Below are 18,183 nucleotides of genomic sequence, written 5' to 3'. Positions count from 1 at the left end.
CAAAGCGCCCGAGATCCGCAACGGCGGCGCGGCCCGGTACATCGGACGATGTAATCGTGGCTACTACCGAGGCAGGACGACAGGGGCCGTGGACCGCCCCACGCTTGGGAAGATGGTCTTCGACTCATCCACCCGGAGAGATCCGGGATTGCTGGCCGGTGCGGCGACCGTCGCGCTCATCATCGGGGCGCTGGCTTTGTCGTTCACCTCGGAACCGGCGTTCCCCGTGCCGGGGGCGACTTCGGCGGGCATCCAGCGGTTCGTGGCCGAGGCCGCCGGCCGGGGCCGGGCCGCGGGGCTGCTCCAGGCCGCCGCCGCGCTCACGCTGCTGTGGTTCTGCTGTGCGTGCGCCCGCTACCTTGCCCGCCGGGGCGCGTGGAGTGGTCTGCCTCTGGCAGCCGGAACCCTGGCCGCAGCGATGCTGCTGATCGGCGCGACGCTGGATCTGGCCGTGCTGCGGCCGGAGATGGGAAGCGAGGCGTACGAGTCCGTGCATCTGCTGGGCTTCCTGATCGGCGCACCGGCGCATGTGACGTTCCTGGGCCTGTTCGCCGGGGCGGTGTCGCTCACCGCGCTGCGGACCCGGGCGCTGCCCCAGTGGCTCTGCGTGTTCGGACTGCTCATCGCCGTGCCGGGGACGACGTCGGTCCTGTCGCTGGCGTGGTTCGAAGCGAGCCCGCCCATGACGCTCGCCCGTTTCGCCGCGTACATATGGCTGGTCGCCGCGGGCCTCTCGATGTTCCGCGGCGGCGGCCTGAACGGTGGAGCCGGCCGCGGGTGACGGCCCGGCCGGGCGGCCTCGTGGCGGCCCGGCCGGGGAGCGGGGGCGGTCAGCTGTTGAGCAGGTCTCGGATGCCGGACATCGCCTCGATGTTGCTCAGGATCGAGATGTGGTCGACGCAGGCGAGGGTGTGGTTGTCCGCCCCGGACAGCCGGGTGCTGGTGTAGGGGATGATGATGCCGTCACAGGGCGACACCCAGGTGCCGTACTTCGCCGACCCGGGCGTCTCGTCGCCGCTCAGCGAGGTGATGTACGCCGAGCCGGGCAGCATCTCGATGCACGAGACGTAGATGGTGCAGGCGCTGGCGTACGTCGTGCCGTGGTTGGCGCCGGCCAGCGAGGCGACGTGATCGACGTTGGCGGCGCCGCCGAGCTTCTGCAGGTAATACCGCGTCACCAGGCCGCCCATCGAGTGGTTGACGATGTCGACCTTGGACGCGCCCGTACTGGCCTTGATCTGGTTGACGAGGGCGGCCAGGCCCTGGGCGCTGATCACGTTCGACCCGGCCCAGTTGTAGTTGTAGCCGTACAGCCTGCCGGCGGACCAGCCGTTGGCCACCAGGTAGGCCTGCAGGGTGGCGAAGTTGGTGCTGTTTCCGGTGTAGCCGTGGACGAAGACGACGGGGTTGTGCGTGGCCGCCTGCGCGGGGGCGGCGGGGGCGAAGAAGCCGAGCAGGGCCAGGATGCCGATGAGGGGGCCGACGATCCTACGCATGAGATCTCCTTGCCGTGGGGGATGACAGGAGTCTCGCGATCAGGACCGGTCACGGCATCGGGGAAATCACCAGTCGCCGTCCCCCGTCTCACCGGGGGCGGGTCCTCCGCCGGAAGAAACGGCGCGATCAGGCGGGGATCTTGAAAACGACGACGGCGATGTCGTCGCGGGGCAGCCCGGGCTGGAAGGCGACGGCCTCGTTGACGACCGCCTCGGCGATCCCCCGCCAGCCTGACCCTGGGCGGCAGGCCGAGGACGTCGCCCGGCCGTCCGGCCGTCCGGTCACTCGCACGTTGTTCCGCACCTCCACGCTCATGGCCGCGCAAGCGTACGCAGCGTTCCCCGGCACGTGTGAGCTCGGGGGCGCCGTGTACGCCGCGCAGCCGGGGGTAGGCGGCGTGCCGCGGCCGGTCCCCCCGGCCGCGCGTACCACACACGACAGGAAGGAGAAGGCATGACGACCGCTCGCGACATCATGACCCCCCGGGCCGAGTGCGTGAACGCGGACGAGACCGTCCTCGACGCCGCGCAGAAGATGGCGCGCCTCGGCGTGGGCTCGCTGCCGATCTGCGGCGCCGACGACCGGCTCAAGGGCGTGCTGACCGACCGCGACATCGTCGTGAAGGTGCTGGCCCAGGGCAAGGACCCCAAGTCGTGCCAGGCCGGTGAGCTCGCCCAGGGCGAGGCCGTCACGATCGGCGCCGACGACGACGCGGCCGAGATCCTGAGCACGATGGCCACGCACAAGGTCCGCCGCCTGCCCGTCGTCGACGGCCACACGCTGGTGGGCATCGTCGCGCTGGCCGACGTGGCCCGCGCCCTTCCCGACCGTCCGGTGGGCGACCTCGTGGACGCCATCAGCACGGACTGACGTCCGTCCGCCGCCGTACGGCAGGCGGTCGCCGGAGCCCCCGGCCCTCCCCGGCCGGGGGCCCTGTTTGATCCCGACCGAGGGGGTATGGCGGCATTTGCGCGCTCTATCCCGGCGGGACGTCGCCGGAGACGGAGCCGCCGCGACCGGGGGCGAGGCGCCGGGCCTCCGCGCCGAGACCCGGCGGCCGGACCCATCGACGACCGAGGTGCCGGGAGGGGTAGCGATGACCGACGACACCACCGCGGGCAAACCGGAACGCTTCGCGTTCGATTTCGACCCCCGATTCGCCCCCCTGCTGTCCGTCCTGGGCATCCGCCCGGACACCGCCGGGGTCCTGGCCGGCCCCGGCACGCTGCGGGTCCGCTTCGGGCCCTGGGTGATCGAGACCCCGCTGGCCAACGTCTCCGGCGTCGAGACGACCGGCCCCTACTCCCCGTTCCGGGCGATCGGGGTCCACGTGTCCCTCGCCGACCGCGGCCTCACGTTCGCCACCAACGCCCGCAAAGGGCTGTGCGTGCGGTTCCACGAGCCGATCCGGGGTGGCGAGCCGCTCGGGCTGCTGCGCCACCCCGGCCTGACCGTGACGGTCGCCGACCCCGCGGGACTCGCCGAGAAGCTCTCCCGGCGTCTGTAGAAGCTCCTGGAGGAAGATCCTTGATCCGCCAACTGGCACGCGGCGCGGCCGCCGGAGCGCTGTCCACCCTCACGATGAGCGCGGTGATGCTCGCCGGGCAGAAGAGCGGCCTGATGCCGGGCCAGCCGCCCAAGCACATCGTGAGGGCGGCCCTGCCGGGCCGGCGGAACCGGCCCAAACCCGGCGAGAACGTCCTCGGCGCCGCCGCGCACCTGGGATTCGGCGCCGGCTGCGGCGCGGCGTTCGCGCTGCTCACCCGCGGGCGCAGGGCCGGCGTTCCCCTCGGGGTGGGCTACGCCCTGCTGATCTGGCTCGGCGCCTACGAGGGCTGGGTGCCCGCACTGAACATCCTGCCGCCCGCCTCGCGCGACCCCGCGCGCGGCCGCCCGGTGGTCATGGCCGCGGCGCACGTGGCGTACGGCGCCACGCTGGCCCTCGCGGTACGCGCCATGCGCGGGGCGGACGGACGGCACGACGAGAAGGAGGAGAGATGACGACGACGGAACGGCCGCTGGCCCTCGTGACCGGCGCCTCCAGCGGCATCGGGTATGAGCTCGCCAGGCAGTTCGCCCAGCACGGCTTCGACGTGGTGGTCACGGCGGAGGACGCGGAGCTCGACGCCGCCGCCGAGTCGCTGAAGGAGTACGGCGGGCAGGTCATACCGGTGCGCGCCGACCTCACCCGGTACGACGAGGTCGAGCGGCTGTGGACCGCGGCCGTCGCGGCCGGACGGCCCCTCGACGCCGTGGCGGTCAACGCGGGCGTCGGGGTGGGCGGTGCCTTCCGCGAGACCTCCCTTGAGGCCGAGCTGAAGCTCGTCGAGCTCAACGTCACGTCCTCGGTGCACCTGGCCAAGCGCGCCGTCGCCGCCATGACCACCCGCGGCGAGGGGAGGATCCTGTTCACGTCGTCGGTCGCCGCGCTCACGCCCGGGCCGTTCGAGGCGGTGTACGCCGCGAGCAAGGCGTTCCTCCACTCGTTCGCCGAGGCTCTGCGCAACGAGCTGAAGGACTCGGGGGTCACCGTCACCTCGCTCCTGCCGGGCCCGACGGACACCGAGTTCTTCGAGCGGGCCGGCATGGAGGACACGCGGGTGGGCTCCGGCAAGAAGGACGACCCGGCCGAGGTCGCCCGGCAGGGCTTCGACGCGCTGATGAAGGGCGACGACAAGATCGTCGCCGGGTCCTTCCTGAACAAGGTCCAGGGCGTGGCGGGCCGCGTCACCCCGGACACGGCCAAGGCCGCCATGCACCGCCGCATGGCCGAACCCGGCAAGGGCGGCACGTCCGAGAAGGACGAGTAGCCGCATCCGGCCGGAGCGCCGCGGAGAGCCGTCGACGCGCGGCGGAGGGACGTGCCGCCGCGCGAGCCTCGCGAAGACCCGCCTTCCGCCGCGCCCTCGCGTCCGCACGAGGTCACGGCGGGGCGCGGCGGAGGCACGGCGGGGGAACGGCGGGGCGGCGACCGGCCGTCGTCGCAGGCGGTCAGCCGGCGACGTCCTTGAAGGCGACGACCTTGCCGACGCGCAGCCGCACGAGGAACTCCCCCGGGACGCCGTTGCGCCGGCCGTACTCCTCGGCCCGGTCCTCCCCCATGTAGCGGCCGCCGAGCACCGTCGCCCAGTGGCGCACCTCGGCGAGGTCGTCCGACAGAGTCGCCTCTCCCTCGAGCATCACATACGAGTACGGCGGGGCCTGGTCGTCGACGCACAGGGCCGCCCGGGGATCGCGGCGCAGCGCCTTGGCCTTCACTCCGCTCTCGTGGGTGGTGAACACCACGTCGTCCCCATCGAGCGCGAACCAGATCGGCGTCACGTGCGGCCGCCCGTCCGCCCTGGTTATGGCGAGTTTTCCGGTCCTGGTGCCGCTCATCGCGAACTCGCGCCACTCCGCCTCGGTCATCCTTTCCATGGCGTCGAACCTAGCGCTCCTCACCTGTTCGTCTCGTCTCCCCTCCCCCACGTGGTGGCCGTTTTCTTACGCCCTACGCACAAAGGCCGTCGCTTTTCCGTAGATGTACGGATATCTCTACGGATGTTCGCATCCGGACCAGGGTTCTAACGTCGCGCACGGGCCGGTTTCCCCGGCCGGGTCGGCGAAACGAGGAGTCCCGTGACGTAGAGCTCCCCTCTTTTCTCCCAGCCGTCTCCGCCATGGGAGAGACGTCTCCGCTCGTGCCCCGAGCGGAAAGCATCATCCATTTCTCTCATCACCCCCCAAATCCCACTGTGTCCGCCGCCCGGGCCGGTCTCCCGAGGCGCGACCGCAGGCGCCCGCCCACAAGGCGGACGCCACGTGGAGGCAGAGAAAGGAAGACGCCCATGAGGCGCACAGCACTGCTCGCGGCGGCCGCCGCGCTGGCCGTGACCGGCGTGGTGGCACCCGCCACCGCCGCCGCCGCCAAGCCCCCGCCCGGCAGCCAGGGCGCGGTCAGGTCCCTCGCCGACGACCCGGCGCAGCGGGCCGCGGCCGCCGCCGACCAGGCCGTCGCGAGCGGCCTGGACGACCTGCGCGTGTCCCCCAACGAGACCTACCGGCGCACCGCCGTCACGCCGGGCGGCGGCATGTACTACGTCACCTACGAGCGCGCGTACAAGGGCCTGCCCATCGTGGGCGGCGACGCGGTCGTGGTCACCGACTCCAATGGGCGCGTACGCGACACCGAGGCGGCGTCCGGCGCCCTTCCCCTGGGCGTGCCGACCTCGCCGGCGGTCACCGCCGAGACCGCCACCTCGACGGCGAAGACCGTGCTGTCCCGGGTCGACGACACCGCGGCCCCGCGCCTGGTGGTCCTGGCCTGGGGCGGCAAGCCGCGCCTGGCGTGGGAGGCGCTGGTCTCCGGCATCGCCGACGGCAAGCCGAGCATCCAGCACGTCTTCGTCGACGCGACCACCGGTGAGATCGCCGACTCCTACGACCAGGTGAAGGCGGGCACCGGCAACGGCTACTACTACGGCACGGTCACCATCAACACGAGCGGCTCCGGCTCCTCGTACTCGATGACCGACTCCACCCGCAGCGGGCTCAGGTGCGGCGGGCAGAACGGCTCGGCCTACACCGGCACCGACGACTCCTGGGGCAACGGCAGCGGGACCAACCTGGAGACCGCCTGCGTCGACGCGCTCTACAGCGTCCAGCGCGAGTGGGACATGCTGCGCGACTGGCTCGGCCGCAACGGCATCAACGGCAGCGGCGGCGGCTTCCCCACCCGCGTGGGCCTGGCCGACGTCAACGCGTACTGGAACGGCAGCTACACCAACTTCGGCCACTCGCAGGACAACGCCCGCCAGGCCACTCCGATCGACGTCGTGGCGCACGAGTTCGGTCACGCCATCTTCCAGACGACCCCCGGCGCCGCCGGCTCCGGCAACGAGAACGGCGGCATCAACGAGGGCACCGGCGACATCTTCGGCGCGCTCACCGAGGCGTACGCCAACAACCCGAACGACCCGCCGGACTACCAGGTGGGCGAGGAGGTCAACCTCGTCGGTGACGGGCCCATCCGCTACATGTACAACCCGTCCCTCGCGGGCGACCCCAACTGCTATTCCTCCTCAATCCCGAGCACCGAGGTCCACTCCGCGGCCGGTCCGCTGAACCACTGGTTCTACCTGCTCGCCGAGGGCTCGTCGCCGGGCGGCGGCAAGCCGAGCAGCCCGATCTGCTCGGGCGGCCCCTCCTCCGTCACCGGCATCGGCATCCAGAAGGCCGGCAAGATCTACATGGGCGCGCTGCAGCGCAAGACCTCGACCTGGAAGTACGTCAACGTCAGGACCGCGTCGCTGGCGGCGGCGGTCGAGTTGTACGGCGCGAGCAGCCCCGAGTGCGCGGCCACCAAGGCGGCGTGGAGCGCGGCCGGAGTGCCGGCGCAGTCGAACGAGGCGAGCTGCTCCTCCTCGGGCAACGACTTCTCGCTGTCGCTCAACCCCACCGCGGGCACGGTGACACCCGGCCAGTCGGTCACCGCCACGGTCGCGACGTCGACCAGCTCGGGTAGCGCGCAGACGGTGAGCCTCAGCGCCTCCGGGCTTCCTTCAGGCGCCACCGCGAGCTTCAGCCCGTCGTCGGTGACCTCGGGCGGCTCCTCCACGCTGACCGTCTCCACCAGCGCGTCGACACCGGCCGGCACCTACACGGTCACCGTCACCGGCAGCGGATCCTCGGGCAGCCACACCGCGTCGTACACGCTGACGGTGTCGGGCACCTCGGGCGGGCGCACGTTCACCAACGGCACCGACTACACGATCAACGACCTGACCACGATCACCAGCCCGATCACCTCGACCGCCACGGGCACCGCGGTCTCCCCGGTCAAGCTCAGCATCACCATCTCGCACACCTGCGCCGAGGACCTGCGGATCAGGCTCCAGGGCCCGAACGGCACCTGGTACACGGTCAAGTCCAGCGGCGGCCTGAGCTGCACGTCGTTCGGCACCAGGACCTACTCCGTCCCGGTCACGCAGACGGCGGCGGGCACCTGGACCCTTGAGGTCCGCGACCAGTACACCTACGACACCGGCTACCTCGACTCGTGGAGCATCACGGTCTGAGCCACGGCGGCGCAGCCCCCGGGACCGCACGGTCCCGGGGGTTTCCGCGTCCCGGGGGCGGTCAGGCGGGCGGTGCGATCTGGGTCCGCGACCGTACGCCGAGCTTGCGCAGCACGGTGGCGACGTGCGTCTCGACCGTGCGCGTGGACAGGAAGAGCACGTCGGCGATCTCGCGGTTGGTCCGGCCGAGCGCGACGAGCCTGGCGACCTCCCGCTCCCGCTGCGACAGCGCGCCGGCGCCCCGCCGCCCGCCGCGCGGCAGCGGGACGTCCACTCCGATGTCGCGCAGCACCCGCCTGCACCGGGCCGCGTCGTGCGTGGCGCCGAGCCGGCCGTACGACTCCGCGGCCTCCCGGTAGCCCGCCGCCGCGGCGCCGTCTCCGAGCGCGAGCAGGGACCGCGCCTCGCCCTCGGCCGACCGCGCCGCCGCGTAGGGCTGGGGCAGGGCGGCGTACGCCTCGCGGGCCCGGGCGAAGAAGGCGGCGGCGTCGGCGTGCCGCGGTTCTGCGGCGGCGAGCGCGCCGCGGGCGGCGTCGAGCGCGGCGTGCGCGGCGGGCGCCACCCGGCCCGCGATCCCGGCGGCGTACTCGTCCACCAGCTCCGCCGCCGTCTCCATGCGCCCGGCCCTGGCGAACGCGGCGACGGCCGACGGGACCAGACTCGCGCCCCACACCCACACGCCCTTGCGGCGCAGCCGGGCGACCGCCCGCTCGGCCTCCGCGACGGCCTCGTCCCCCGCTCCCCGGGCGAGGTGCAGATCGACGAGCCCTCCGGCGGCGGCCGTCACGACCGGGACGTTGCGGGCCTCCGGCGCGTCCAGTCCCGCGCGGTGGAACTGCCTGACCGCCTCCTCCCATTCGCCCGTCGCCAGGGCGAGCAGCCCCAGCACCAGCCACAGGTCCACCGCGACCAGCGGCGTCTCCGTGGCCGACTCTCCCAGCGACGCCGCCCGGTCGCGCAGGCCGTCCCACCGCCCGGTGAGCCACTCCCTGCGGATCGCGGAGGCGTCGAGGAGAAAGGCCGGATACTGCGCGCCGGTCTCCAGGGCGAGCCGCCGCCCTTCCCGGGCGAACCGCTCGGCCGCCGCGTAGAGCCCCACGGTCGTCGCCGAGTCGTGGAGGTTGCAGTACGCTCGCGCGACCTCCCGCCGGACCCCCGTGCGCGGGTCCTCGGCCGGAAGCCTGGCGGCGACGTCGAACGCGCCGGGAGAGCCGGTCGTCATCTCGAAGGAGGCCCGGTTGGCCAGGACCGCGGCCGACAGCTCAGGGTTGTCGGCGGTGGCGACGAGCGCCTCCGCGCGGGCCATCCACTCCGCGTGCTCCGCCAGCGACTCGGCGCCCCACTCGGGCATCGCCATGCTGGCCCAGCCTCGGGCGGCCAGCGTCGGCCGGTCGTTCAGCTCGGCGAGGGCGGCCATGATCTCCGGCCGCCCCGCGGCGGCGTCGCCCGCCTGGTTGGACAGGACGACGCCGAGGTTGAGCCGCACCTCGCCCCGCACGTCCCGGGAGAGGAAGTCGCCCCGCAGCACCTGGCGCAGCAGCCGCACCACCCGCTGGTGCGACAGGCCCGTCGCCGCGAAACGGCTCAGCATCAGCACCAGCGGGCCCCGGTCGCGCACCGGCAGGTCGGGGTCGTCGAGCATGCCCTCGACCACCTCCACGGCCAGGGCGGTGTCGCCCAGCGCGGCGGCCTGCTGGGCGGCGGCGGTCCCGTGGCGCACCCAGGCGTCGGTGTCCCCGGCCTGCCGGGCGTGGAAGGCTAGCTGCACCAGCGGCGGCGCGTCCGTCGCGGCGAGCGCGGCCATCGCCCGCACGTGCGCCGACCGGCGTTCGGGGCCGGGGATGGCGTCGTAGACGGCCTGCTGGGCCAGCGCGTGGCGGAAGCCGTACCGGCCGCCGGGGTGCTCGTGCAGGACCCCGGCGCGCAGCGCCTCAGCCAGTCCGACGGAGCCCGGCCCGGCGAAACCCGGCCCGGCGAGACCCGATGTGGCGGGGTTCAGCGCGGCCGGGTCGCCGCCGACCGCGGTGATCAGCTGCTCACCCGCGGGAAGCCGCAGCACCGCCGCCGCCCTGACCGCTCCGGCCGCCGCCGCGGACAGACCGGCCATCCGCTCGGCCATCGCCTCGCGCAGCAGCAGCGGGGCGCCTGCCCGGTCGACGGCACGGTCGAGCGCGTCCGGGTCGTCCGCGCCCGGCGGCGAGGCGGGCAGGGACCGGACCAGTTCCTCCACCACGAACGGGATGCCCGCCGTGCGCTCGTGCAGCCGCGTGACGAACCCGGGAGACAGGTCGGACCGCTCCAGCAGCGCACCGGCCAGGCTTGCCACGCCGGACGCGTCCAGCGGCGCCAGCCGCACGACCACGTTGGCCGTGTCCGGCTGGTGCCGGTACGCCCGGCCGAGCGGCGGACCCGCGACGCCGTCCCTGCGGCACGTCGCGACCACCGCCAGCCCCTGCGGCGGCTGCCCGGTCAGGAAGCGCAGCAGGTCGAGCGTCCCGTCGTCGGCCCAGTGCAGGTCCTCGACGACGAGCACGGCCGGTCCGACGGCCGCCAGCAGGGCGCGTATCGCGCGGAAGACCCGGTGGCGTTCGGCCCGCGGCTCGTCCAGGGGCTGCGGCGACGGCGGCAGCGCGCCGGCCAGTTCGGGGAGGTGGGCGCGGAGCGCGCCGGTGACCGGGTTGAGCCGGTGTGCCGCGGGGAGCCGTCCCCTGATGTCCCGCAGCGCCTCGAAGACCGGCCCGTACGGGAAGGGCTCGCGGATCTGGTGGCAGTAGCCGAGGAGGACGGCCCGGTCGCCGGACGGCAGGCGGTCGAGCGCGGCGCGGACGAGCCGGGTCTTGCCGATGCCCGCCTCGCCCTCCACCAGCACGACCGCCGGCGGGCGGGTCACCGCGTCGATGAGAGTCCGCAGCTCAGTGGCGCGTCCGACCAGCGGGGGCGGGGGCACGATGCTCATCCACGGCTCCAAGGTACGGGTTGCGAGTCCCCCGGGCTCAGTTATCCCCGTCCCTTGACCGCCGGTCAACCCTTCGGCGTAACGGCCGTGTTGCGGAACCGGACAGACGCCCTGCCCTACTCCCGGCGGGGCCGGGCGGCGGCGTCCAGCGCGGCGGCCTCCTCCGGGGTGGGCGCGGTGCCGCCGAGGTGGGCCGGCTGCCACCACACGCCCCGCCGCTGGTCGGGGTAGGTCCGCTGGGCCTCGTCGAGCAGGTCCGCCATCCGCCGCCGAAGGTCGCCGGTCAGCGCGCCGATGTCGTCACCCGGGCCCGCGAGCATCGGCTCGCCGACCAGGATCGTGATCGGGACATGCCGCTGCAGCAGCTTGCGCGGCCGGCCCTTCGTCCACAGCCGCTGGCCGCCCCACAGGGCGACCGGGATCACGGGCACCCCGGCGTCGGCCGCCATCCGGATCGGCCCGCTCTTGATCTCCTTGACCGTGAACGACCTGCTGATCGTCGCCTCGGCGAAGTTGCCGATGATCTCGCCGTCCTTGAGGGCCCGTACGGCGGCGTCGTAGGCGCCCGCCCCGGCCGACCGGTCCACGGGGATGTGGTGCATGCCGCGCATCAGCGGGCCCGACACCGGGTGCTCGAAGACCTCCTTCTTCGCCATGAACCGGACCAGCCGCCCCGCGGGGTAGGCGGCGAAGCCGGCGAAGATGAAGTCGAGGTAGCTGACGTGGTTGCTCACCAGGACCGCGCCGCCGCTGCGGGGTATCCGCTCCGTGCCCTCCATGCGGAACCTCAGGTCGAGCAGTTTGAAGGCGGTCAGCGCGGTCCGCAGGACCGGCGGGTACACGATCTCAGCCATGTCTGAAACCGTAACCTACTCGTCCGTAACTTTTACGGGCCGAAGGTCCTCTTTCCCGCGAGCTCCGCTTGGCTCCGCTTTGGCTCCGGGCCGGGTCAGTGGCCGCGGAAGGCCTCCTCCAGCCACCACGACGGGCGGTCGGCGGTGACCTTCGCGTGGACGAGCAGGGGTTTGTCGCGCGGCCCCTTCAGCCACTCGGCGACCCCCGACAGGTCCTCCTCCCGCCGTACGGTCACCGCCTCGAAGCCGAAGCCCCGCGCGATTCCCGCGATGTCGGCGGGCGGGAAGGTGACCGCGCCGAGCGGGAACCCGTGCGGGCCGAAATGGTGGACCTCCGCGCCGTACCCGTCGTCGTCGTAGACCACGACCACCATCGGGAGGCCGAGCCGTACGACCGTCTCCAGTTCGGCGACGCCCATCAGGGCCCCGCCGTCACCGAGGGCGGCGACCGCGAGCCGGTCGGGCCGCGCGACGGCCGCGCCGATCGCGGTGGCCAGGCCGAGCCCGATCGACTGGTACGCCTGGGTGAAGCAGAACGCGCCGCCGTCCGGGACCGTGAGGAACATCGACGGATATCCCATGAAGTTCCCCGAGTCGACGGCCACCAGCCGCTCCTGCGGGAGCAGGTCGTCGAGCCCGACGGTCAGCGTCCTGGGGTCGATGCGCCCTTCCGCGCTCAGGTCCTCGTAGGGCACGTCGCGCCAGCGCCCCTCGCGCGCGATGCGCCCGGCGATCTCCGGAGCGCGGTAGCCGCGCGTCCCCGTCCCGCCCCCCGCCCCCGGTCCGCCGAGCAGGGCGGCGACCGCCCGCGCGGTCTCGCGTACGTCGCCGACCACGCCGAGGTCGATCTCGCGGTGCACGCCGAGCGCGTCGGGGTCGAGGTCCACCTGGACGACCCTGGTGTCCGGCCCGATCAGCGCGCCGTGCCGGGTGGTCCACATGGTGAACGAGCAGCCCCAGCCGACGACGAGGTCGGCGCCGCGGATCAGCTCGGCCGCGAGCGGGGTGGCGAAGCCGCCGCTCACGTCGAGGTCCCAGGGGCTGCCGTGGAAGTGACCCTTGGCGACCGCCGAGGTGGCGAACAGCGCCCCCACCCGCTCGCCGAGGGCCTCCAGCTCCCGCCGCGCGCCGCGGGCTCCCCGGCCGGCCACGAAGACCGGCCGCTCCGCCTCCGCCAGCATCCGCGCGAACCGCGTCAGCTCGTCGGACGGCTCCGCGGTGAGGCCCTCCGGTTCCGCGTCGTCCCCGGGCTCGATGGGGAACGTCAGCCCCCACGCCGGCGGCACGCGGCTCGCCACGGCGCGGTGCGCGCCGCCCCGGCCGGCCAGCAGTTCCCGTACGGCCTCGGCGGCCTCGTCGGGCAGCGTCTCGGCCTGCACGTCCAGGGGCAGGTTGAGCACCACCGTCCGGCGCCCGAGCAGGGCGGCCAGGAAGGCCATCACGGTGTCGTCCACGACCGTGGCGGCCGACGCGACCCTGGCGCAGTGCGCGCCCACGGCCTCGGCGAGCGCGGTCTGGTCGATGCGGAAGTTGGAGGTGGGCGAGGTCACCTCAGGGGCGAGCACGAGCAGCGGGGTGCGGCTCTTGGCCGCCTCGGTGACGCCGGTCAGCGCGTTGGTCAGGCCGGGCCCCTGGTGGACGGTGAGCACGGCGACCGTGCCGCTCATCCGGGCGTAGGCGTCGGCCATCGTGGCGGCCCCGCCCTCGTGCCGCGCCGCGACGTACCGCACGCCGTGCTCGACGAGGGCGTTGGTGACGTGGAAGTTGCCGCTGCCGACAACGCCGAAGGCCGCCTGTACGCCGAGGGCGGCGAGGGCCGCGCCGACGGCCTCCGCGACGTTCACCGCTCCACCAGCGCGAGCACGCGGACCGGGCTGCCCGAGCCGCCGACGATCGGCAGCGGGCTCGCGATCACAACCGCGCCGGTCGGCGGCAGCCGGTCGAGGTTGCGCAACTGGGTCAGGCCGTACTTCCCGGCGCCGAGCAGGTAGGAGTGGCAGGGGAAGGCGGGGTCGAAGGAGTGGGCCGCGCCCGCGTCGGTGCCGACGGTCTCCGTCCCGATGCCCGTGATCGGCGTCTCCTCGGCGAGGTAGCGGGCGCAGTCGGGCGACATGCCCGGCGTGTGCGGCCCCGTCTCGTCGGCGTTGAGGAACTCCGCCTGGTCGTGGGCGCGCGCGTCCCACCCAGTGCGGTACAGCAGCCAGCCGCCGTCGGGCAGCGGCCCGTGCTCGGCCTCCCACGCCTTGACGTGGTCGACCTCCAGCAGGAAGTCGGGGTCGGCGGCCGACTGCGCGCTGAAGTCGAGCACCACGGCGGGGGCGATCAGCTTGGCGGGAGCCACCTGCGACACGTCCTCGCCGTCGCGACCGGTCACCCAGTGGACGGGCGCGTCGAAGTGCGTGCCGGTGTGCTCGCCGGTGGTGAAGTTGTTCCAGTACCAGGCCGGGCCGCGGTCGTCGTACCGGCTGATCTCCTGCATCGAGAACGGCACCGTCTGCCCGAACGGCTCGGGCAGCAGCAGGATCGGCGTCGTGTCGCTCAGCGGCGCGGTGAGGTCGAGCACCTCGATCCCCCCGCCCCGGATGCCGTCCACCAGATCCCGCAACACCGACATCAACGCCTCCCCAACAGTCAGGCCCCTGCGATCCTCCTACACCCGCCCCCCGGAACGCCATATCGGACGCGGGTGAACCGTACGACGACGATGATCGTCCAAACCACGTAGGCGAAGCCAGACGGAGGAGACGAGGTGGCGGTGAGCTCCCGGGGCACTGGAACCGCCGCGGCTTGGCTCGGCCATCCCGTGACACTCGCCGCGATCGCCGTGCTCCTCGTCAACGACCACCTGCTCAAGCGCCTATGGCCGGGCATGGTCACCGGCAAGCTGAGCGACGTCGCGGGGATGCTGGTCGCCCCGCCGATGCTGGCGTTCGCCGCGACCCTCGCCGTACGGCGCACCGTCGCTCGCGCTGGTGGCGGCGCCTCGCGGAGCGCCGCAGTGGAGTGCGGGGAGGCGGACAGGCGGGCCGCCCTGACGGCGATCGCGCTGACCGGCGGGGTCTTCGCCCTCGTAAAGACCACGCCTATCGGAGCGCGCGTGGCCGCCGACGCCTGGGCGTTGTTCACCCCCTCCGCCGGAGTCGTCGCGGACCCGACCGATTTGCTCGTCCTTCCCGCCCTCGGCCTCGCCTGGATCGTCCGGCGGCACGCCGTGCGGCCATCCTCCCGTCCCAGCCGTTCCGCACGCCGCGCCCGGCTGCTGGTCGCCCTGCCCGCGGCGGTTTTCGCGGTCACCGCAACCGCTGCGGCTCCGATCCCTCCGTCCGCCGTGCACGTGGAGGCGCACGACGCCGTGATCGTCGTGTACCTCGGCTACGGCCCGGACGGGCTCGCCACGAGCGACCAGGGCCGGTCGTGGCACCGCTGGACCAGCCCGCCGTCCGAGAAGTCGTCGCGCACGACAGCTTGTGTGCCCGGCGAACCGAGGCGCTGTTACCGAGTGGCCCCGCCACTGCTCAAGGTCGAGCAGTCCGACGACGGAGGGCGCACCTGGGCGACGGCCTGGGAAATCTCACCGGGCCGGCAGCACTACCTGTACCGGAGCCGATACGAGAGCAGCCCTCTCCGCTCCGACACCGCGGCGTCCACGGCCGTGGCGGTCCTGCCGGCGCCCCGGGGACACCTCGTCGCCGTGGCGAACGGCCGCGACGGCGTGGCGCTGCGCGACGTCAGCGGACGATGGCACCGGCTCGGCTTCCGGGGATACGACGACCTGTCCGAGCAGTCGGCCGCACCCCTCTCCAACGCGGGCGAGCGCATCGAGGCGGAGACGGGGACGGCCTACCTCACCGCGCTCACCGTGCTGCTGGCCGCGCTCGCGTTCGCCGGATGCCTGCAGAGGTCGCCGCTCGGCTTCGCGGCCGCCGGATTCTGCACCTGGGTGGGCCTCTACATGGCGGTGAAAGGCCCGCCGGGCATCTACGGGTTGCCGTTCACGGTCCTGGGGGCGCTCCTCGTGATGGGCGGGTGCGTCGGGCTGGCCGTCATCGCCGCGTACTCCCGTATGCGGGGACTGAGCTCGATCGTCGCGGCGCCGCTGACCTTCGCCGCGATCTACCTGCCGTTCCGGGGCTGGAGCGCCGGGCAGCCCGAGGACTACGGCACCGCCGTGCTGCTGGCGGTCGTGCTGTGCTGTCCGGCCGTCGCCCTCGGCGCGCATCTCGCGATCCGGGCCCGAGGCGGCTACCGCCGGATCGCACGGCCGCCGCGCTCCCTCACTCGCTGAGCCCTCCACAGCCCTGCGGCCCTTGACCCTGGGTGGCCTCCAGATTTAACTTCTATGAAACCGCGTTCGACATTATCGAACGACGTTCAAACTCTGGACGGTCTCATGAACGACTCACCCCCCTCCACGTTCCAGAAGCTCCTGTCAGAACTCCTCGGCACCGCCTTCCTCGTGTACGTCGGCGCCGGGTCCGCCGCGGCCACCGGGGTCATCGCCGCCGGCTCCCACGCTCCCTTCTCCATGGCCCAGCTCGGCGTGATCGGCTTCGCGTTCATGCTGGTCATCGTGGGCACCGTGTACGCCATCGGGCACATCTCCGGCGCCCACATCAACCCGGCGGTCACGGTCGCCCTCGCCGCGACCGGCCGATTCCCCTGGCGTGAGGTGCCGGGCTACGTCGCGGCGCAGGTCGCCGGGGCGGTCGCCGGCGCGCTCGGGATCCTCGCGACGCTCGGCGCGGACGCCGCCAGGGCCGCCGGAGGCGGCATGACCGCGTACGCCGCCGAGGTCGGCTTCGCCCGCGGCACGCTGATCGAGGCGATCGGCACGTTCATCCTGGTCTTCGTCGTCTTCGGCGTGCTCGACCGGCGGGCCGCCGCCGGGTGGGCGCCGATGGCGATCGGTTCGATCGTCTTCGCGATCATCGTCATCGTGGGCCCGGTGACCGGGGCCGCGATCAACCCGGCCCGTTACGCGGGCCCGTTCCTCGTGAACGCGGCCTGGGGCGGCGTGGTGAGCTGGGACCAGCTGCCGGCCTACTTCATCGGGGAGTTCGCGGGCGGGCTGCTCGGGGCGCTCGCCTACACGGCGCTTGCGGCCTCGCGAGGAAGGACGAAGCTGGAGAGCACGACCACGGCAGTAGGGACCGCATCATGAAGAAGCTCATCAACAGTGTCGATTCCGTCGTCACCGACGCGCTGCGCGGCATCGCCGCGGCGCACCCCTCGCTCCGCGTCGACCTCGAGAACAAGGTCGTCTTCCGCGCCGGCGCCCCCCGGCCCGGCAAGGTCGGCCTCGTCTCCGGCGGCGGTTCCGGACACGAACCGCTGCACGGCGGGTTCGTCGGCTACGGCATGCTCGACGCGGCCTGTCCCGGAGAGGTCTTCACCTCCCCCGTCCCCGACCAGATCATCGAGGCCACCAAGGGCGTGGACGGCGGCGCGGGCGTGCTGCACATCGTGAAGAACTACACGGGCGACGTGCTGAACTTCGAGATGGCCGCCGAGCTCAGCGGCGACGAGGGCGTCGAGGTGGCGACCGTGCTCGTCAACGACGACGTGGCGGTGCAGGACTCCCTGTTCACCGCGGGCCGCCGGGGCACGGGGGCCACGCTGTTCGTCGAGAAGATCGCCGGCGCGCTGGCCGAGAGCGGCGCGCCCCTTGCCGAGGTGGCGCGGGTCGCCCGGGAGGTCAACGAGCGCAGCCGCTCGTTCGGGGTGGCGCTGACGCCCTGCACCGTGCCGGCCGCGGGCAAGCCCACCTTCGAGCTGGGCGACACGGAGATCGAGCTCGGCATCGGCATCCACGGCGAGCCCGGGCGGACCCGGGCCCCGATGCGCGAGGCCCGCGAGATCGTCCGTACCGCCATGGACGCGATCGACGCCGACCTGCCGCTGTCCGGCGAGACGCTCGTCATGGTCAACGGCATGGGCGGAACACCGCTCATCGAGCTGTACATCGTCTTCGCCGAGGTGGAGGCGTACCTGCGGGAGAAGGGCGCGACGGCCGTGCGCAGCCTGGTCGGCAACTACGTGACCAGCCTCGACATGCAAGGCTTCTCGGTGACGACGTGCTCGCTGACCGGCGAGCTCACCCGGCTCTGGGACGCGCCGGTGGAGACACCCGCGCTGCGCTGGGGCCGCTGACCGCCATCCGAACCTCTGGAGTCCCCTCGTGAACACCCAGTTCTTCGCCGCCTGGATCGAGGAGATCGCCGCCGCCGTGCGGGCGCAGCGCGACCACCTCACCCAACTGGACGCCGCGATCGGCGACGCCGACCACGGCGCCAACCTCGACCGCGGGTTCACCGCCGCGCAGGAGGCGCTGGCCGGCGCCTCCCCGCAGACCCCCGGCGCGCTCCTCGTCCTCGTCGGCTCCACGCTCATCCGCAAGGTCGGCGGCGCCTCCGGCCCCCTGTACGGCACCGCCTTCCGCGAGATGGGCAAGGCGTTCGGCGAGGCCGCCGAGATCTCGCCGGCCGAGCTGAGCACGGGCCTGAACGCGGCCCTGTCCGGCGTCCAGCGCCTCGGCGCCGCGGCGGAGGGCGACAAGACCATGGTCGACGCCCTCGCCCCGGCCGCGAAGGCGCTGGCCCAGGCCGTCCGGGACGGGCTGAAGCAGGAGGAGGCGCTGGAGGCGGCGGCCGCCGCGGCCGAGCAGGGCGCCAGGGCGACGGTCCCGTTGCAGGCGCGCAAGGGGCGGGCCAGCTACCTGGGGCCGCGCAGCGTCGGGCACGAGGATCCCGGCGCCGCCTCCACGGCTCTGCTGTTCGGCGCGCTGAAGGCGGCCGCCTCCCGATGACCGTGAGCCGGGACC

At 73.3% G+C, this 18,183-nt stretch carries 17 protein-coding genes; 10 read left to right on the top strand and 7 right to left on the bottom strand.

The genetic code is table 11. The features are described from left to right. The first annotated feature begins 112 nt into the window (after positions 1-112). The gene (locus FLW16_RS02680; RefSeq protein WP_142557162.1) at positions 113-781 is read left to right on the top strand and encodes a hypothetical protein; all 669 of its coding nucleotides are present in this window, start codon (positions 113-115) and stop codon (positions 779-781) included. A gap of 49 nt (positions 782-830) precedes the next feature. On the opposite strand, the gene FLW16_RS02675 is transcribed toward FLW16_RS02680, so the two are convergent. Beyond that, positions 831-1,496, bottom strand: coding sequence for a triacylglycerol lipase (locus FLW16_RS02675; protein ID WP_142557161.1), 666 nt, complete (start codon positions 1,494-1,496; stop codon positions 831-833). 127 nt (positions 1,497-1,623) lie between these two features. Next, positions 1,624-1,812: a hypothetical protein gene (locus FLW16_RS02670; protein ID WP_142557160.1), complete on the bottom strand. Its 189-nt coding sequence runs from the start codon at positions 1,810-1,812 to the stop codon at positions 1,624-1,626. 138 nt (positions 1,813-1,950) lie between these two features. On the opposite strand from FLW16_RS02670, the gene FLW16_RS02665 reads away from it, so the two are divergent. The 4 genes from FLW16_RS02665 (at position 1,951) to FLW16_RS02650 (ending at position 4,307) form a co-directional block, all read left to right on the top strand. Beyond that, the gene (locus tag FLW16_RS02665; RefSeq protein WP_142557158.1) at positions 1,951-2,367 is read left to right on the top strand and encodes a CBS domain-containing protein; all 417 of its coding nucleotides are present in this window, start codon (positions 1,951-1,953) and stop codon (positions 2,365-2,367) included. A 226-nt stretch (positions 2,368-2,593) separates the two neighbouring features. After that, positions 2,594-3,004 (top strand): hypothetical protein, encoded by a 411-nt coding sequence (locus tag FLW16_RS02660; RefSeq protein WP_142557156.1) that lies wholly within the window; start codon positions 2,594-2,596, stop codon positions 3,002-3,004. 20 nt (positions 3,005-3,024) lie between these two features. Further along, on the top strand, positions 3,025-3,498 hold the full coding sequence (locus FLW16_RS02655) for a DUF6789 family protein (RefSeq protein ID WP_142557154.1): 474 nt from the start codon (positions 3,025-3,027) through the stop codon (positions 3,496-3,498). Then, on the top strand, positions 3,495-4,307 hold the full coding sequence (locus FLW16_RS02650) for an SDR family oxidoreductase (protein WP_142557152.1): 813 nt from the start codon (positions 3,495-3,497) through the stop codon (positions 4,305-4,307). Before FLW16_RS02655 ends, FLW16_RS02650 begins: the two co-directional genes overlap by 4 nt. A gap of 181 nt (positions 4,308-4,488) precedes the next feature. Here the strand turns inward: FLW16_RS02650 and FLW16_RS02645 are convergent, their stop codons facing one another. Continuing rightward, positions 4,489-4,914, bottom strand: coding sequence for a PPOX class F420-dependent oxidoreductase (locus FLW16_RS02645; protein ID WP_142557150.1), 426 nt, complete (start codon positions 4,912-4,914; stop codon positions 4,489-4,491). Between the two features lie 410 nt (positions 4,915-5,324). Here FLW16_RS02645 and FLW16_RS02640 point away from each other — a divergent pair, with 410 nt between their 5' ends. Further along, positions 5,325-7,553: a M4 family metallopeptidase gene (locus FLW16_RS02640; protein WP_142557148.1), complete on the top strand. Its 2,229-nt coding sequence runs from the start codon at positions 5,325-5,327 to the stop codon at positions 7,551-7,553. Positions 7,554-7,614: 61 nt separating this feature from the next. On the opposite strand, the gene FLW16_RS02635 is transcribed toward FLW16_RS02640, so the two are convergent. The 4 genes from FLW16_RS02635 to FLW16_RS02620 all read right to left on the bottom strand — a co-directional run bounded on the left by FLW16_RS02635 (position 7,615) and on the right by FLW16_RS02620 (position 13,977). Beyond that, positions 7,615-10,509: a LuxR family transcriptional regulator gene (locus tag FLW16_RS02635; protein WP_142557146.1), complete on the bottom strand. Its 2,895-nt coding sequence runs from the start codon at positions 10,507-10,509 to the stop codon at positions 7,615-7,617. A 116-nt stretch (positions 10,510-10,625) separates the two neighbouring features. Next, positions 10,626-11,363 (bottom strand): 1-acyl-sn-glycerol-3-phosphate acyltransferase, encoded by a 738-nt coding sequence (locus FLW16_RS02630; protein ID WP_142557145.1) that lies wholly within the window; start codon positions 11,361-11,363, stop codon positions 10,626-10,628. 95 nt (positions 11,364-11,458) lie between these two features. After that, positions 11,459-13,207 carry a thiamine pyrophosphate-binding protein gene (locus tag FLW16_RS02625; protein ID WP_142557143.1) on the bottom strand — a complete coding sequence of 583 codons (1,749 nt, stop codon included), beginning with the start codon at positions 13,205-13,207 and terminating at the stop codon, positions 11,459-11,461. Beyond that, positions 13,204-13,977: a cyclase family protein gene (locus FLW16_RS02620; protein ID WP_142557141.1), complete on the bottom strand. Its 774-nt coding sequence runs from the start codon at positions 13,975-13,977 to the stop codon at positions 13,204-13,206. Before FLW16_RS02620 ends, FLW16_RS02625 begins: the two co-directional genes overlap by 4 nt. 135 nt (positions 13,978-14,112) lie before the next feature. Between FLW16_RS02620 and FLW16_RS02615 the strand changes: the two genes are divergently transcribed. From FLW16_RS02615 to dhaL, 4 genes are all read left to right on the top strand, one after another. Continuing rightward, the gene (locus FLW16_RS02615; protein WP_142557139.1) at positions 14,113-15,648 is read left to right on the top strand and encodes a hypothetical protein; all 1,536 of its coding nucleotides are present in this window, start codon (positions 14,113-14,115) and stop codon (positions 15,646-15,648) included. A gap of 105 nt (positions 15,649-15,753) precedes the next feature. Then, a complete protein-coding gene (locus FLW16_RS02610) occupies positions 15,754-16,524 on the top strand; it encodes an MIP/aquaporin family protein (protein WP_142557137.1) in 771 nt (256 codons plus the stop codon). Next, positions 16,521-17,513, top strand: a complete 993-nt coding sequence (dhaK, locus tag FLW16_RS02605) for a dihydroxyacetone kinase subunit DhaK (protein WP_142557136.1) — start codon at positions 16,521-16,523, stop codon at positions 17,511-17,513. The genes FLW16_RS02610 and dhaK overlap by 4 nt, the downstream gene beginning before the upstream one ends. A 28-nt stretch (positions 17,514-17,541) precedes the next feature. After that, the gene (gene dhaL / locus FLW16_RS02600) at positions 17,542-18,168 is read left to right on the top strand and encodes a dihydroxyacetone kinase subunit DhaL (protein WP_142557133.1); all 627 of its coding nucleotides are present in this window, start codon (positions 17,542-17,544) and stop codon (positions 18,166-18,168) included. Positions 18,169-18,183: the final 15 nt, after the last annotated feature.

The organism is Microbispora sp. KK1-11, assembly GCF_006874435.1.
In the GTDB taxonomy this organism is placed as follows: domain Bacteria; phylum Actinomycetota; class Actinomycetes; order Streptosporangiales; family Streptosporangiaceae; genus Microbispora; species Microbispora catharanthi.
Note: the sequence above shows the minus strand (reverse complement) of the source record. Positions and strands in the feature narration are given on the sequence as shown.